Origin of the sequence: Cytobacillus purgationiresistens (assembly GCF_030813235.1) — a bacterium.
GTDB classification, from domain to species: Bacteria; Bacillota; Bacilli; order Bacillales; family Cytobacillaceae; genus Cytobacillus; species Cytobacillus purgationiresistens.
On record NZ_JAUSUB010000012.1, the window covers coordinates 16,145 to 33,132 of the forward strand.

At 37.8% G+C, this 16,988-nt stretch carries 16 protein-coding genes, 1 other RNA gene and 1 riboswitch; of the genes, 6 read left to right on the forward strand and 11 right to left on the reverse strand.

The window, feature by feature from the left end; translation table 11 throughout:
- Positions 1-10 precede the first annotated feature (10 nt).
- The gene (locus J2S17_RS14095; protein ID WP_307475886.1) at positions 11-751 is read right to left on the reverse strand and encodes a GntR family transcriptional regulator; all 741 of its coding nucleotides are present in this window, start codon (positions 749-751) and stop codon (positions 11-13) included.
- A gap of 163 nt (positions 752-914) precedes the next feature.
- Here J2S17_RS14095 and J2S17_RS14100 point away from each other — a divergent pair, with 163 nt between their 5' ends.
- The 3 genes from J2S17_RS14100 to J2S17_RS14115 all read left to right on the forward strand — a co-directional run bounded on the left by J2S17_RS14100 (position 915) and on the right by J2S17_RS14115 (position 3,876).
- Positions 915-1,784: a D-psicose 3-epimerase gene (locus J2S17_RS14100; protein ID WP_307475888.1), complete on the forward strand. Its 870-nt coding sequence runs from the start codon at positions 915-917 to the stop codon at positions 1,782-1,784.
- Between the two features lie 723 nt (positions 1,785-2,507).
- The gene (locus J2S17_RS14110) at positions 2,508-3,008 is read left to right on the forward strand and encodes a hypothetical protein (protein ID WP_307475890.1); all 501 of its coding nucleotides are present in this window, start codon (positions 2,508-2,510) and stop codon (positions 3,006-3,008) included.
- Positions 3,009-3,285: 277 nt separating this feature from the next.
- Complete coding sequence (locus tag J2S17_RS14115; protein ID WP_307475892.1) at positions 3,286-3,876, forward strand: hypothetical protein; 591 nt, start codon at positions 3,286-3,288, stop codon at positions 3,874-3,876.
- 153 nt (positions 3,877-4,029) lie between these two features.
- Here J2S17_RS14115 and J2S17_RS14120 read toward each other — a convergent pair whose 3' ends face one another.
- Positions 4,030-5,343, reverse strand: coding sequence for a nucleobase:cation symporter-2 family protein (locus tag J2S17_RS14120; protein ID WP_307475894.1), 1,314 nt, complete (start codon positions 5,341-5,343; stop codon positions 4,030-4,032).
- Positions 5,340-5,939, reverse strand: coding sequence for a xanthine phosphoribosyltransferase (locus tag J2S17_RS14125; RefSeq protein ID WP_307475895.1), 600 nt, complete (start codon positions 5,937-5,939; stop codon positions 5,340-5,342). The genes J2S17_RS14120 and J2S17_RS14125 overlap by 4 nt, the downstream gene beginning before the upstream one ends.
- A gap of 130 nt (positions 5,940-6,069) precedes the next feature.
- Positions 6,070-6,171, reverse strand: a riboswitch (purine riboswitch).
- Between the two features lie 408 nt (positions 6,172-6,579).
- Here J2S17_RS14125 and J2S17_RS14130 point away from each other — a divergent pair.
- Genes J2S17_RS14130 through J2S17_RS14140 form a run of 3 tightly spaced genes read left to right on the forward strand, consistent with a single transcriptional unit; the run spans position 6,580 to position 8,875 of the window.
- Positions 6,580-6,729, forward strand: coding sequence for a cytochrome c oxidase subunit 2A (locus J2S17_RS14130; protein ID WP_307475897.1), 150 nt, complete (start codon positions 6,580-6,582; stop codon positions 6,727-6,729).
- 17 nt (positions 6,730-6,746) lie between these two features.
- Positions 6,747-7,226, forward strand: a complete 480-nt coding sequence (locus J2S17_RS14135; protein WP_307475899.1) for a cytochrome c oxidase subunit II — start codon at positions 6,747-6,749, stop codon at positions 7,224-7,226.
- Between the two features lie 2 nt (positions 7,227-7,228).
- Positions 7,229-8,875, forward strand: coding sequence for a b(o/a)3-type cytochrome-c oxidase subunit 1 (locus J2S17_RS14140; protein WP_307476096.1), 1,647 nt, complete (start codon positions 7,229-7,231; stop codon positions 8,873-8,875).
- A gap of 42 nt (positions 8,876-8,917) precedes the next feature.
- Here J2S17_RS14140 and J2S17_RS14145 read toward each other — a convergent pair whose 3' ends face one another.
- The 8 genes from J2S17_RS14145 to J2S17_RS14180 all read right to left on the reverse strand — a co-directional run bounded on the left by J2S17_RS14145 (position 8,918) and on the right by J2S17_RS14180 (position 16,749).
- Positions 8,918-9,826 (reverse strand): DMT family transporter, encoded by a 909-nt coding sequence (locus J2S17_RS14145; protein WP_307475901.1) that lies wholly within the window; start codon positions 9,824-9,826, stop codon positions 8,918-8,920.
- Between the two features lie 71 nt (positions 9,827-9,897).
- Entirely contained in the window at positions 9,898-11,418 is a 1,521-nt protein-coding gene (locus J2S17_RS14150) for a carboxypeptidase M32 (protein ID WP_307475903.1), read from the reverse strand.
- A gap of 178 nt (positions 11,419-11,596) precedes the next feature.
- Complete coding sequence (locus J2S17_RS14155; protein ID WP_307475905.1) at positions 11,597-13,519, reverse strand: ATP-dependent DNA helicase; 1,923 nt, start codon at positions 13,517-13,519, stop codon at positions 11,597-11,599.
- A gap of 303 nt (positions 13,520-13,822) precedes the next feature.
- Positions 13,823-13,990 (reverse strand): hypothetical protein, encoded by a 168-nt coding sequence (locus J2S17_RS14160; protein ID WP_307475907.1) that lies wholly within the window; start codon positions 13,988-13,990, stop codon positions 13,823-13,825.
- Positions 13,991-14,084: 94 nt separating this feature from the next.
- Positions 14,085-15,224 (reverse strand): THUMP domain-containing class I SAM-dependent RNA methyltransferase, encoded by a 1,140-nt coding sequence (locus J2S17_RS14165; protein ID WP_307476098.1) that lies wholly within the window; start codon positions 15,222-15,224, stop codon positions 14,085-14,087.
- Between the two features lie 95 nt (positions 15,225-15,319).
- Positions 15,320-15,707: RNase P RNA component class B (gene rnpB / locus J2S17_RS14170), an RNA gene on the reverse strand.
- 81 nt (positions 15,708-15,788) lie between these two features.
- On the reverse strand, positions 15,789-16,097 hold the full coding sequence (gene gpsB, locus J2S17_RS14175) for a cell division regulator GpsB (protein WP_307475909.1): 309 nt from the start codon (positions 16,095-16,097) through the stop codon (positions 15,789-15,791).
- 88 nt (positions 16,098-16,185) lie between these two features.
- Complete coding sequence (locus tag J2S17_RS14180; RefSeq protein WP_307475911.1) at positions 16,186-16,749, reverse strand: SLOG family protein; 564 nt, start codon at positions 16,747-16,749, stop codon at positions 16,186-16,188.
- Positions 16,750-16,988 lie beyond the last annotated feature (239 nt).

Sequence of the window (16,988 nt, forward strand, 5' to 3'; positions counted from 1 at the left end):
ATAAGATTTTCTATTTAGATGCAGTGATTACAATTTCAAACCTATTTTTATCTCCTCGGTAGCGAGCTAAAGAATATTCGATCGGTACATCGTACTTGTTATATCCAATTGAAATAAATTGCTGAATAGCTTTCGCTTTTTGGAGCTTTAAGTTTTCTATATCATAGTCATCTGCATCAACCGCCTCAATAAAACGTCGTATTTTAAGTATTCTAGTATCTTCTGAGGTGCTTAAAATTGGATATAAAGAGTCCTTCTCAAAATCTTTACCAAGGACAAAATTACATTTATCAAATGGTAAGTAAGTTTTCACCATTACGATAGGTTCTTTGTCAGCAAACCTTCTTCTGTGAATATAAATCACTTTTTTCTGTTCTAATTTTAGATGCTGTGCTACATGTTCAGGCGCATCAATCACCTTAAAATCCAGCAGTTCAGTGCTTGGGGTCATCCCAAGATCACGAATTTGGTCATTAAATGAACCCAAAGCTTGAATGAAACTTTGTTCAATTTTAGGAGCTTTCACAAAAGTTCCCTTGCTCTTAACTCTATACAACCAGTCTTCCTGTACTAGCTCAGTAATCGCTTGTCTTACGGTAGTCCGGCTAATTCCATAGATATCACTTAATTCTTTTTCAGTAGGAATAGCATCACCTGTTTTATAAGTCTCATCTTTAATTTCTTTCAGAATCAGCTCTTTTAATTGAAAATATAACGGAATAGGAACAGATTTGTCGAGCTGTGTTGTCATATGTTTCACCTCAATAAATATTTGATTAATAGTAAATTTTAATATTCTGACTTGACTAAAAGTTGTCAGTTTATTTATGATTATACCATTAAGTTATTATTTAGCAATGTCACTATATAATAACATTATAAATTTTTACAAATAAATACTATGGAGGACAAGTATGAAATATGGCGTTTACTTTGCTTATTGGGAAGATAGCTGGGAAGCTGATTTCGAAAGATACATATTAAAAGTTAAAAACTTGGGATTTGATATATTGGAAGTTGCAGCTCTTGGTCTGGTTAATCAAAGTGATCAGCAACTTGAAAATTTGAAGAACCTGGCAGAAGAACACAATATTATTCTTACGGCGGGTATAGGGATTCCGAAAAAATTTGATGTATCTTCAAGCGATCACGCAACACGAGAAGCAGGAATACAATTCATGAAACACGTTTTAGATGCCCTGAACAAAACTGGCATACGTCATATTGGAGGTACAATATACTCATATTGGCCAGTAGACTTTAGCGTTGCAATCGATAAGGAAAATGCAAGAAAGCACAGTATTAATAGCATTCGTACGTTGGCCGATTATGCGGCACAGTATGGTATCACTCTTCTAATTGAAACTTTAAATCGATTCGAACAATTCCTGTTAAACGATGCCAAAGAAGCGGTTGATTACGTGGAAGAAGTGAATAAAGATAATGTTAAAGTAATGCTTGATACCTTTCATATGAATATAGAAGAAGATAATATTGCAGATGCAATTCGATTTACAGGCAAACACCTCGGTCATTTGCATATCGGCGAAGCCAATAGAAAAGTGCCCGGAAAAGGACATTTACCATGGACAGAAATAGCCTGTGCCTTACAAGATATAAACTACGATCAATTTGTAGTAATGGAGCCGTTCGTAAAAACTGGAGGTCAAGTGGGGCAGGATATAAAGGTATGGCGTGATCTTTCAAATGGTTCGACTGAACTGCAACTTGATATAGAACTTAAAGAATCATTAGCATTTATTAAGAAAACCTTTTTAAAATAATAAAGTGTGATCTTTTGCCAAATTCCTTACAATAAACAATTTCCGATATATGGAGATTGTTTTTCTTTATATTTTTTTTAGGAGTCAACTCTCCTTTTAATTATTTTCACCTTCGTTCATCTCTCTTAAAGCACCTTTATTCAAAAAACACCACCTCCAATCATCTCATCTAATTAGATAAGAAACCGAAGATGGTAAATTAAAAAAAATCCGCTAAATCATATGGCATATTTAAGCTGGTTGTATAACGGTAAAGAAGTTATTTAAGACGCCTTAAACTTACTAAAAATTCCTTAAAGACAATATTTAAGTTTCCTATCACTATGCCGCTCTCTGTTAAGATGCGTAAGTTCTCCGGCAGGTTGGCAAATAGATCAGGGACTACTGTCACACCAACTCCCAAACCAATTGAACAAAGGGCTACAGTAAGTGGAGTTTATAGATACTAATTGAAACAAACTGCAACATCTGCTACTCTGAAAACTATAATTTTCAAACTACACAGCTTACTCAGTTAAGCTAGGATCTATTACTTTAACTTTAGCAGTTAGAAATAATTCTACTACACTTCAAAATGCACTAAATACAGGGAAAGGTTATTATAATGTTCAAACAACTTATAAAAGTATCATATATAAAGTTGGGGTTGATTTCACAATGACTATTTCTCAAGTCTATCCTACAACAACATTTATAGCTCTCTAAGAGAGAAGTTGATAAAAAGTGACTATTCAAGTTGATAGCGTGGTTTTAGGATTAAATGCCGAATTACTACCTTTGCAAATCAGTAACGATCCAAACCTTAGCTCACTGATTCTTAACGATAAAAATAAAAACTTACCCACAATCATCAGTAAACATAAAGATATTACCTATGGCTATATAAGGTTGATTTTTAATCAAAAGGAGATATTTAATGAGGATCTTCGTGACTATTTGCTCCATAAATGGATAATCACAATAGATTGGCTTGAGGATTATATAACAAATGGAGAAGCAATAATGATAGAACCAGAAGGAATTTCTATAAAAAAAGGAAAAGAAAAAACAATTTTGTTCACTAATGCTATTGATAAGAAAAAGCTAATATTACCTGAAGATGAGTTCTTAGAAAAGACTTTAAATTCAGGGAAGCACTTCTTTAAATTATTTATTCAGCTTACCAAAATGACAGAATATCAAAAGTATGTACTGAAAATAGATAAACTATTAAGGGCTATATAGAAACCAAAAGGAGATTCTTAAATGAATCTCCTTTTCCCTTAAAATGTTTCTTTTATTTAAAAATTAGTTGAAGGTTATCACTATGGCAAAGAAACATACTAGCGTGAATTCATACACTTTCTACAGAAAGAATCTAGAACATAAATTATTGTTAGAGTTCTATTTATTGTTCGACCTCCAATAGCCACCTCCTTCTTTTGAAGAGAGATTCGTGTCAGTATCCCCATCTCCATCTCCATCTCTCCAGTAACCGTCTACAGCATTTGTTTTATTTATTGTGGCTGTATCTATGGGAACTGGTGAAGGTGTCGAAACTGCAGGTGAACCAGTAAAAGAGACAGAAGCAGCAGTTACAAACAATAAAGAAGATGAAGCAGTAACTAAAGAAAAACCAAAAGCAGATTCTGATGAAGAAAAAAATAAAAGAAAAGACACTTATGTGAAAGATATGAAACCTCATATCGATGAAGCGATTAGTGAATATGATAAGATTTGGAATGATTTGTGGATACCAACCTTCACAAAACTAGGAAGCAATGAAATAACTCAAATAGATGCATATAAGAATATTAAAGATGCTCAAGCTAAGTATGATGCTTTATTTAGTCAAATAAATAAAATTGAAGTACCAAAAGGATTAACTAAGGAAGACAAAGAAAACATTAAAGAGTTTAAAAATGGTATGACAACTTCAGCAATGTTACGTGGAGACGCAACTAAGGAAGCTGCAAAAATGATTGATACAATGGATTTTTCACCTTCTACAATGACTGAAATAGAAGATATTGTAAGCAGATCAGATGCACAAATGCTAAGTGCAATTGCTCACATTACTAGTTTAGAACATGGATACGGCGTAGAAAGATAGTTGTTCAAGCCCCTCTCTATTGAGAAGGGTTTTTCTTCCGCATAAAAAATGCCACCTCCAAATCTCACCAAGTTTGATAAGAAAATGAAGATGACACTATCAAAATATGTTGGATCATTACCTGCTTTAATACCTCAAGACAGCAAAAGTTATTTAAGACGCCTTAGACTCACTAACATACGTTTCATCTGATTCGGTTTTATTTCTTTTAAACTCATTAAAAACAATATTTAAGATAATCGCTGTTAAGCTTCCTATGACAATCCCGCTTTCTGTAAGGATGCGCAGGTTTTCAGGAAGATTGGCAAATAGTTCTGGGACTACTGTCACACCGACACCCAAACCAATTGAACAAGCAATAATCAGTAGGTTCTCTTGAGAGTTGAAATCAACTTTGCTTAGCATTTTGATTCCAGACGCGATGACCATTCCAAACATAGCAATCATCGCACCGCCAAGTACAGATGCAGGAATCACTGTTGTTAAGGCACCGATTTTTGGTACTAGACCAAGGATAACTAGGAATGTACCGGCTACATAAATGACATTTTTTGATTTAACACCTGATAATTGAATGAGTCCGACGTTTTGTGAAAATGTTGTGTAAGGAAATGCATTAAAGATACCGCCGAAGAAAATCGCTAAACCTTCTGCTCGATAACCACTAGCAAGATCCTTATCTTTAATTTTTTTGTTTGTAATATCACCTAGAGCAAAGTATACACCTGTTGATTCGACGAGACTGACCATTGCTACGAGGATCATTGTTAAAATCGGTATGATATCGAATGTTGGCATACCGAAGTAAAAAGGTTGAGGCATATGGAATAATGATGCCTCACCTACCGCTGAAAAATCAACTTTCCCCATTAAATAAGCTGCAACTGTACCTGCAGCTATCCCGATTAGGATCGAAATCGCACGCATAAAGCCTTTTGAGAATTTATAAAGAACAAGAATAATTAATAATGTACCAAAAGCCAGCATGACGTTTTCAATAGATCCGAAATCAGGGCTGCCTTGACCGCCAGCCATATTGTTCATCGCTACTGGAATTAATGTGAGACCAATGATTGTCACAACCGAGCCGGTTACAACTGGAGGGAAGAACCTGACTAACTTGCCGAAGAATGTTGCGACAAGCATGACGAAAATACCAGAAACAAGGATCGCACCATAGATGGACGTGATACCGTAGTTCCCGCCGATCGAAATCATTGGACCAACGGCAGTAAATGTACAGCCTAAAACGACTGGTAAACCAATACCGAAGAATTTATTCTTCCAAACTTGCAGGAGTGTTGCAATCCCGCACATCATAATGTCAATTGATACTAAATAAGTAAGCTGCTCAGCAGTTAGACCAAGCGCGCCCCCTACAATAAGTGGGACAATGACTGCACCTGCATACATGGCTAATACATGCTGAATACCAAGGGAAGCTAATTTCAACGGATTTTGATTCATCGGGCTATTTCCTCCACTTTATGGTCTTGTCTAAATGTCACTTTGCCATCTGCAAGTGAATCGACAATGGCTAAAGATTCTACTTTGTAGCCTGCTTCACGCAATTGCTTACCACCGTCTTGAAAGCCTTTTTCAATTACGATGCCCATACCAGCGATTGACGCGTTTGCTTCTTTAACAATTTGTGCAAGTCCAAGTGCTGCCTGCCCGTTTGCAAGAAAATCATCAATAATCAATACTTGGTCACCCTCTTGTAAAAACTTCTTTGAAACCGAAATTTCATTCGACTCCTGCTTCGTAAATGAATAAACATTTGCTGTCAGTAAATCATTTACGAGAGTTAGAGATTTTCTTTTTCTTGCAAAGATCACAGGTACATTCATTTGTAATCCAGCCATGACTGAAGGAGCGATACCAGATGATTCAATAGTCAAAATCTTTGTAATGCCCTCATCCTTAAAACGAGCTGCGAATTCCTTCCCAATCTCGAACATTAATTCAGGATCCACCTGATGATTTAAAAATGAATCGACCTTTAAAACCGATTCTGATAGGACTTTCCCTTCATTTTTAATCTTCTCAATTAGCAGCTGCATAATAAAATCCTCCTCTAGTTGAATACAAAAAAACCTAAAATTCATTCCATTCACTATCAAATAAGTGAAGCAATGACCTTTAGGTTTGTTTATAAGGTGCGGAAATAAGAGATCTGTCCAAAAGGAAGCTCTCCATCCATTGCTCACTCATAGTCAGATTATTTAAGGTAATCCGGTAGATACTTGCAGGCCATATCCCTGCTATTATATGAATGAATTCGGTATTAAATTTACTCTCATTATATCATCCTATTTGCGGATTTCAATAGGATATTGTTAGAAATAACGAACGTTAGTAAAATTTATTCATTTAACATTCGTATATTATAAATATTCATAGTATTTAAAATAATGATCACTGAAGTGAAATACTTTCCTGCATTCTTCGGATGATTGCAGCTGCCCGCAACTATTATCACATTCGTATACCACTCCTAAAATTAATTCACAAAAACTTCAATTATGAGATTAAACATTATCGTGCTTAAACACTAACGTGGCAATTTATCACTATTAACATAGTATTTATACAACGAATGAACACTTTGTGACACTGCAAGAAACACGTAGAAATGGCCTATTTCTCTTGTATGATGAAAGTGTAATTATAAACTATTTAACTATCAAAGGAGTGGGTGAAATGGCACAAACACAAAAGTCTGAAATACAAGATGAAAAGGTTGAAAAAGAACCTACGCTTTTAGGTGCATTCACAGCTGTAATGATTGTCGGCTTGTTCATTATCATTACTTGGGCAGGGGTTTTTATCCTATTTAATCAACGATTTTAGACGGGGAGGAATCAAAAATGCATATGCATAAGTTCGAGAAAATTTGGTTGATATTTGGTGTGGCTTCTTTAATCGTATTCTTATCTGTTCTTGGTGTCAGCGCCTTTCACCAAGGCCACCATCCTTCAAGCTGGTCCAACATCATCGACCCGGAACAGGTGGATGAAACAAAACCATTTGACGAGCCCGGATTAAAAAAAGTAGAAGGAAAGGAATGGGATTATGAACTCGTATTTGTAGCTTCCGCCTTTTTATATGCACCGAGTGAAGTGCAAATTCCTTTAGGCTCTACGGTAAAAATCATCGCCACTACTAAGGATGTTATTCATGGCTTCCAAATACCAGGTTCAAATGTCAATATGATGCTGGAGCCCGGTTATATTGTTGAATACATTACCACTTTAAACCAGCCAGGCGAATTTTTAGTGCTCTGCAATGAATATTGCGGCGTGGGGCACCATATGATGACTTCAAAAATTGAGGTGGTTGAATCGTGAGTATGACGAATCGTTTAAAAGTTGACAGACGCGATGGGAAATTAGTTATGGCTCATTTTTATGTGGCCTTTATTTCACTTGCCATAGGCGGGCTAGCTGGCCTTTTGCAAGTATTGGTCCGGTCGGGCATGTTTGTATTGCCTGCCGGCATCGGCTATTATCAGCTACTAACTTTACATGGCGTAGTTTTAGCGCTTGTTTTAACAACCTATTTCATCATGGGCTTTCAAATTGCTGCCGTGAGCAGAACCTCCGGCACGCTTACAAGCAAGCAGAGAAAGATTGGATGGACGGGCTTTGTCATCATGACAATCGGGACAATCCTTGCTGCAGTCATGATTTTATTAAATGAAGCTACTGTTTTATATACATTCTATGCCCCCCTGCAAGCTCACTCAATTTTCTATATCGGGTTGACGCTAGTGATTGTAGGAAGCTGGCTGGGCAGTGCGGTTATTCTTCTAAAATATAGACAGTGGAGAAAGGAAAACCATAAACAAACGAGTCCATTAATTACGTTTATGGCAGTGGTCAATTCCATTATGTGGATTGTAGCTACAATTGGAGTAGCAGCAACTGTTCTTCTCCAGCTCTTGCCATGGTCGCTTGGACTTGTCGAAACCATAAATGTCGGTGTCAGCAGAACGTTGTTTTGGTATTTCGGCCATCCGCTCGTGTATTTCTGGCTGCTGCCTGCTTATATGGCATGGTATGTTATTATTCCCAAAATCATTGGAGCTAAAATTTTCTCTGACTCACTGGCTAGATTTTCGTTCATTTTATTTCTACTTTTCTCTATACCCGTCGGTTTTCATCATCAATTAATGGAACCTGGAATTGATGCTTCATGGAAATTCATTCAAGTTGTATTAACTTTTCTTGTCATCATTCCTTCATTGATGACTGCGTTTTCTTTATTTGCTACCTTTGAAAGCTATGGCCGGTCTAAAGGGGCAAAGGGTTTATTTGGCTGGTTTAAAAAGCTGCCATGGAAGGACGCCCGTTTTGTCGTGCCATTTATCGGTATGGTTGCTTTCATCCCAGGCGGTGCCGGTGGAATTATCAATGCCTCCAATCAAATGAACCAAGTCGTTCATAATACGATATGGGTAACGGGACACTTTCATTTAACGGTTGCCACCGCTGTTCTTTTAACCTTTTTCGGTATTAGCTATTGGCTAATTCCGCATTTAACTGGACGCACTTTGACAAAGGCGATGAACAATTTGGCCATTACTCAAGGTATTCTTTGGGCAGTAGGCATGACCTTCATGTCGGGAGCTATGCATGCTGCAGGTCTTCTTGGCGCTCCTCGCCGCTCTTCCTTTTCCGAATATGGCGGAGCATCCATAGCAGCGGAATGGATTCCGTATCAAGTAGCTCAGGCAGTCGGTGGTTCCATTCTTTTCTTATCGATTATTTTGATGCTCTATATTATTATTAATCTCGCATTTTTTGCTCCGAAAGGCGAACAGGATTTCCCTATTGGCGAAATTGCTGAAACAGCAGAAAAAACGCCTAAAATTCTCGAAAACTGGAAAATATGGATCGGTATTACCGTCTTGCTGATTTTGTTTGCGTACACGATACCGTTCATTGATATGTTCCACCATGCACCTCCGGGATCAAAAGGATATAAGCTATGGTAAATTTATGAGAACAAGCAAACAGGCTATGCTGCGCATAGCCTGTTATTCATTCAATGCTATTTTTGTTTGTCGACTTTTCCTCGAAGGCAAGTTAACAATAATGACTGAACTAATGATTAATACTGCACCGACGATTTGCATAGCAGCTAATGATTCATTAAACATGAGAACACCCAGTGAAGTGGCTACTATCGGTTCAACTGTTGCGATGACCGCTGCCTTGCTTCCTTCTGTTTTTTCAAGACCCCAAGTATAAAGAACATAGGCTAAGACAGTTGGTAAAAGCCCCAATCCGATCCCATATAGAAGTACATCCATACGCATGAGAAGATCTGCCTTTTCCCACAGCCTCGTGACCGGTATCAATGCAATCGCGGCAACAAGGAATGTGTAGAAAGTAATGGCAAACGGACTATATTTTACGAGGGCAAACTTGCCGAATATCGTATAAAGCGCGTAACCTAAACCTGAACCAAGTCCAGTTAAAATACCCATAAATGTTAAGTTGCTATTTCCAACTGCCATACCAGCAATTAACACACAGCCGCTGATTGTACCGATGACAGCTAGTATCTTATTTAAGGTCATGCTTTCTTTTAGAAAGAAGTAGGATAGAATCGTTACAAATGCTGGCGCGGTATATAAGAAAATCACCGCCATCGAAATATTGATTTGACTCATCGTTGTAAAATAGCAGTAGTTAAAAAAGACAATACTAAATATCCCTGTTCCAATAAAGAAACGAATATCGGCTGCTTTTTTCAACTTCATTTGCTCCCGATAGCCAAACATTCCAATAATGATTAAAAACATGGCAGCAAATAAAGCTCTAATTGCAACAATTTCCATTGAGGTAAAGCCAAGACTCTCTAAACCTTTTACAAAAAAGCCAATGATGCCCCATAAACTTGCCCCTGCAGCAATCATAAAATATGGAAGTATTTTTTTCATGTCCACTCTCCAATAAATGAAGAAGCGGTGCCGGATGAACACCACTCCCTTTTCTCTTCGATGAGTTTTAGTTAGGTTAATTGATAAATCTTAGTGTATTTTTCATATAAGTAATCTATTAAATATTGAACATTCAACCCTTCGCCAGTTATATCCTTCAAGATATTAAGCGGTTCTTTCATCTTGCCGTATTGATGTACATGCTCCGTAAGCCACTCTCTAATTGGAAGAAGATTTCCCTCTTCTAATAACTTATCATAGTTCGGCAAATCCTTAATCATTGTATTCTTTAATTGTGCCGCATACATATAGCCTAATGCATAAGAAGGGAAGTATCCAAAGCTGCCACCTGCCCAATGAACATCTTGCAGCACGCCTACACTATCATTTTCCGGCTTAATGCCTAAATACTCTTCATATTTTTGATTCCATATTTCCGGCAGATCTTTTACTGCAATTTCATCATTGAATAATCCCTTTTCAATCTCATAGCGAATCATAATGTGAAGAGGATAGGTCAATTCATCCGCTTCAATCCGAATGAGAGATGGCTTGGATTCATTAATAGCCCGATAAAATTCATCCAATGAAACTTGATCAAATTGATCAGGAGCATACTCTTTTAATAAATCATAATTTTGCTTCCAAAAAGATTTGTTGCGGCTAACAAAATTCTCGTAAAATAATGACTGTGATTCATGGATGCCCATAGAGGTGCCATCACATAAAGGAGTGCCCATTAGTTTCTTTGAGATATTTTGTTCATACAGCGCGTGCCCGCCTTCATGTATTGTACCGAAAACTGCCATGCGAAAGTCATTTTCATCATAGCGGGTTGTAACTCGAACGTCACCAGGGTTTAAACTGACGGCAAAAGGGTGAACGGTTTCATCCAGGCGTCCAGCTTCAAAGTTATAGCCCATTTGCTTAAGAATTTCCAATGTGAAGGCGCGCTGCTTCTCTTTTGGAAAATGTTTAAACAAGAATTCCGTTTCCGGTGCGTTTGCCGATTCAGAGATGCGTTTGACTAGAGGCACAATTTGATTGCGCAGCTTCCCAAATACATCATCCAATGTCTTTACTGTTACACCTGGCTCATACATATCCAGCAAAGTATTATATTTATTTTCTTTATATCCCCAATAGCCAATGAACTTCTTATTGAATGCTACTAGTTTCTCTATGTATGGACGGAATAGTTCGAAGTCTGCCTTTTCTCTTGCTTCCTCCCAAACGCTCTCTGCCTGAGATTGCAAAATCACATATTCTTTATATTCATCTGCTGGAATTTTTTTGTTTTTATCATATTCTTTCTTACTTTCTTCTACTAACTTCAAAGTAACTTGAGATAACGATTGCTTTGCTTCACTAGTAGATAGTTTTGCAATATAAGCTGCCATCTCCTCGCTGGTTGACATCTGAAATGCTTCAGCTGATAAAATCCCGATTACATTTGACCGCTGCTCCACGCCTTGCTTAGGAGCTCCAGTCCGCAAATCCCAGCCCATCAGCGAAATCGCCTCTTGATAAGCAACCATTTTATTCACATATTTGATAAACGCTTCTTCCACTTGTTTGATAGCTATCATCATACATTTTCCCCCTAAAATCAGTTGCTTCCTATTTTATCATATTCTTCCGAAAAATTGCCATGTTAAGACCGGGTTTTATTTGAGCATTAATAGTTAAGTTTTTCAACCCTTCTTTTCATTCAAATAGGAGCCTGCCTAGGCAAAAAACCCGCATCATGACTGCGGGTTCAAGAATTGATCAATTCGCTGCAACAGGCAAGACTGCTTGCACTTGATGGTTCACATCATTAGAATTCGATTCATCCATCAGCAAATGAATCTCCCCTTTATCCTCGTGCGTTCTAATGAGTCGTCCAATGCCTTGACGCAAACGAAGCAGCATATACGGCATGTCCACTTCTTTAAACGGATTGGATGCTCCTTCTCTTTTAGCAGTAAAGACCGGATCATTCGGCGGGAATGGGAGGGAGAAGATAATCACATTTTCTAATGATCTCCCTGGTATATCCAGACCTTCCCATAAGTTCACTGAACAAAGAATGGATTGCTCTTCATTTTGAAAATTTGAAACTAGCGTACTTATTTCTGCTTCCCCTTCAAAAAACATCGGCCAATCCACTTTACCTTCACTAAAGTGCTTAAACGCATGCAAATCTTGTTTTGTATTAAAAAGAACAAGCGCTCTTCCTTCAGATTCCTTTATCTTGAGGAGAGTGTAATTCATTTTTTCAGACAATGCATCAGCAGTGAAAGTTGGTGTCTCTATTTTCATATTTTCTTCATAATCAAATGGAGACTCTACTGAAAAGGACAGATAATCTTTAATACCAAGGCTATTTGCCATATAATCGAATGATTTATTCTCTGAAAGTGTCGCTGAAGAAAATACAAACGGCATATTTTGAGAAAATACTTCATCCTTCATAATATCTTCTACCATTCTTGGCATAATCACTAATGTTCTTTCACCTTGATGGTCTTCAAACCAGATAATGCCTTTAAGATCTTTAACAAACAACGATAGCGAATAAGAGATTTGCTCGAGATATTCTTCTACTACTTTTAAATCGTATTCATTAATTGTGTACATTTCACTTTCAAAAACCAGTTCTTCTTCTAAATCATTAATTAAAGATTGCAGCTTTCTGCCCTCGGCTAATAGGTCAGCTGTTTTATGAATTGTTTTCTTCTCAGAAACGGAGTCATCAGCAGTTGACATCGTTAATGAAAGGAAAAATTGCTCATTTTGATAAATAGCGTCTTCAATGAGATTCAGCGTTTTTTCCCGCACATCATTTGCCATTAATCTTGTTAGAAGCGCTTCTAGTATTTGCTCAGAGAAGCGATACGTTAATGCCTTTTGAGATGCGTATTCAAGCAAGTGTCCTTCATCAAAAACTACGTTCGAAGCTTCAGGCAGCAATGGAAGCTGGCCTTCTCGCTTGCGTGATTCCTTCGTCCAAATGTGCTCCATATAAAAATCATGAGAGCAGATGATGAGGTCTGTCGCATTTCGGTAAAAATCTCTGTGTAAGGTCTGACCACAACGATGACGCTTCTCACATGTAAAGCAATCCTGAAGGGAATCCCAGCCAACATTTGCCCATTTATCATCCGTTAATTCCGGGTAATCCTTACGATCACCATAAGGAGCAAACTTTTGCATTGAAGAGCCTGTTTCTACAAAATCGGGAAGCTCGTCATGTACAATATGATAATCTTCATCCGAATCAGGTCCCGAGATGATTTTATCAAGCTTATTTAAACAAAGATATTGCTGACGTGATTTTGCTAATCTTACATCTATATTTAAATCCAGCGCTTTCTCAAGCTTAGCGATATCGCCTTCTTTTTTTACAAGCTGTTCAATTAGTGTCTCATCCGCACAGGCGATGATTGCTGGTTTATTTACATAACGTGCATAGCATAGCGCATACAATAAATACACGATTGTTTTGCCCGTACCTACTCCAGCTTCGGCAAAGATGACTTTTTTGTCTTTATAAGCTTTTTCTAATTGGAAGGCCATAAAAATTTGTTCATCGCGAATTTCAAAGCCAGCTTCAGGTAATATATCGTAGAATACATCCCCGATCCACTCGCTAAACTTTTCATAAAATGATTCATTTTTCGATACTGCAAATGGCATACGGTTTTGCATGAAACCCCTCCGTCAAATCTATATTCATTATGAAATTTCGTCCATTTTATTTAAACAATACTGACTCATTTTATCGTAAAAATAGGAACTGTCAAGGATAAGGGAGCAAATAGTCCTCTGTCAGCTTAGATGTAGGTTATTCTCCCGCCAATTTTAGTCACTCGACTGAGAGTTTTAGTCACTCTCTCGTCTTTTTAGTCGCTCGACCGAAAGTTTTAGTCACTCAATTCATTCCATCTCTAAACAACGAAAAAATCGAAACCTCCACTCAATCGAGGTTTCGATTTCTTATCACTGCTTGATTCAGTTGGTTCGTGATAATGAAAATGATAATGCATGCTGTATATCCTGTTGTGCAGCCTTTAATTGATCGAGTGCCACACTGGATAAATTTTGCTCATCCTTTACTGCTTCAATGGATCCATTTACTGCTTCCATTATCTTATTAAAATCAATGTGTGCATCCTTCATTGACACTACCTCCATGATACGATTCGATATATCTATTCTATTCAAGAAAGATGAATCTATACCTGCCATGTTGGAAATGAAGGATGATTATTATTTATATATCGCGAGCGGGTCTCTTGCCCCAGTATTGATAATAGTCTGTTCTAATAAAGCCATTAAAGAGCTTACGTTTCTTAGTTGCCTGTCTTCCGTAGACGGTTTCAAATTCTTCATCTGAAGTTAACATATAAATCGACCAGGTATCCAGGATTGAAAAGGCTTCACCCATCTCTCTATACATATGTTGAACCGCCTTTTTATCACCCAGTCTTTCACCATAAGGCGGGTTGCCGATGATGACGCCGTTTTCTTTAGGCGTTGTAAAGTCTCTTACTTGCATTTGCTTAACTTTCACGAGGTCGCCGAGGCCCGCTTCAAATGCGTTTTCTTCAGCGATTTTTACCATGCGGTGATCAATATCCATACCCGTGATATCAAGCTCCTGGTCATAGTTTGCAAGCTCCTCAGCTTCCAGGCGAACATCTTCCCAAACTTGTTGGGGGATCCATTCCCATGACTCTGAAATGAATTCGCGATTGAAACCAGGTGCAATGTTTTGACCAATTAGCGCTGCTTCAATAGGAATCGTACCAGAACCGCAAAAAGGATCGACAAAAGGCTTGTTCGGCGTCCAATTTGTTAGCATAATAAGTGCAGCAGCCAATGTTTCTTTTAATGGCGCCTCACCTTGGCCGGTTCTATAGCCGCGTTTATGCAACCCGCTTCCGCTAGCATCAATTGTAATTGTAGCTATATCCTTCTGCAGAGCCACTTCAAGTTTAAAGAGCGGACCATTCTCTTCAAGCCAGCCAGAGATATGATAATGCTGTCTCATGCGCTCAACGATTGCTTTTTTTACGATTGCTTGACAATCTGATACACTGAATAACTTTGATTTAACTGACTTACCCGATACAGGAAATTCGGCATTTGCCGGTAGGAAATTTTCCCAAGGAAGCGCTTTTGTCTGCTCGAATAGTTCATCAAACGTAGTTGCCTTAAATTCCCCTACTTTGATCTTTATACGGTCAGCCGTCCTAAGCCACATATTACTTCGCACAATTGCCCTTTCATCACCTTGATAGGAGATTCTGCCATTTTCTACTTGACAATCATAGCCAAGTTCACGCACTTCCTTTGCAACAAGTGCTTCCAACCCCATCGCAGAGGTAGCAATTAAATTATAGTTTGTCATCGTTTCACCCTTTTCCTTACTTCCCATGCATTATATAAGAAAAGCTCTCCTGACAGGAGAGCCCTAGCTTCAATTACATTTTTACATTAATATCGTCCTGTAAGCCATGTTTTGTCCTACGTACTGCAAACGACTTACGTCTCGTACGAAGTGGTAATCATCTATCTACAGACAAAAATGCCTGTCCTTCCCTTCTGTTCAATTCCTCAGGGAAAGTGCCCCTACCATTATTTGGGTTTCTCGCTCGCGGGGTTTACCTCGTTCCACCCTATTCATTTCTGAATAGGCTCCGTCACTGTGGCACTTTTATAGGTATTCATACCTTATCGAATGACTTAGGTATTTTCCCTGCCGTCAACCATATTTTCATACGGCTGCCCTAGCTTATGACTTCGCTAGGCACGAACACTACAAGCATCGCAGCCTGTGCGAGCATGGACTTTCCTCTACAATGCTTAAGCATTGCAGCGATTACCCGAACGTTATTAATGATACAACGAATATTATATGTAATCTTAAAGCGAATAGCAATGGTTTTTTCTAATAAGTGTACAATTCTTTTTGTTAATCGTACAATTTATTGCCAAAAACATGCTTCTCCAGGTTGGACAAACGCTTTAAAATATCAAAATTCGTTGTCCCAGCTGTTTGTGGTGCAGGAGCTGGCCGTTTAGGAGGCACATCCTCCAGCTGTTTCTTTAATTTCATGTTTTCTTGCTGAAGCTCATCGATTTCTGCGTGCAGGGTTTCATAGTCTTTAATAATCAAGTCTAAATATTTGTCTACATCTTCTGGTTTATAACCACGCATTGCTGTTTTAAACTCTTTTTCTAAAATATCTTTTGCCGTCAATTTAATTTTATCGGATAGCATAACACTCACCTCAGTATATCGCCACTCATACTCTTTATTTTTTCAAATAACAGTGCTTTTGTCAATTTTAACGCAAGGAATATTCTCTTTAAAATCCATTTTCACGTAATTGCTCTTCTTCCACTAATATTTGCAAATCATAAAAAGTAATTTGACGAATGTCATAGTCATTTCTTTCTTGATACTTTTTTGCCACCTCATATAAATATTTAGGTGTCCCTTCTTTTTCACTATCATAGAACATGAGCAGCACATCACTCTTTGTCACAAAAAACTGGTTTTTCAGACGAAATTGATTAGGGCTTTCATATGGTTTCCTTGATACAGAATCAATAAAATCAGCTTGAGCTAATATCGATTCATACCGTTCCTTGCTTTCATCCTTCCAGTTCGCTTCCTGCTCTAAAAATGGGGTAATGACACCAAGCTGTAAATGATCATACCCCTCTAGCTGTAGGTCAAATACAACCTCGGCTGCCCAAAGCTCAGTACCTTGCTGCCCGCTAATGATCACCCATTCTAACCCTTCATCCAGGAGAGCAATCAATTGATTTCTTATCGCTTGTTTTATATAACCTACAGCTGGATGGTCATTTTTAAAAACACCGAGCTCATATGGTTTATACCCTGATACGATTGCAATATGCGCCAAAACTAAAATACCCCTTTATTGTATAAATAACAAGTTTGTTTCATCCCTAAATATAATAGGTTTATTTTAACATATGAAAGAATGAAATCGAAATATTATCAAGGAAGTTTCAATAATATGCATAACGTGTAGCTATAATACTCATTCCTGCTAGGGACAAAACAAAAAGACGACTCACAATTCAGCATGCTGAATGAGCCGTCCTCAATCAAAGCCAAACAATTGGCTCAACATTCACT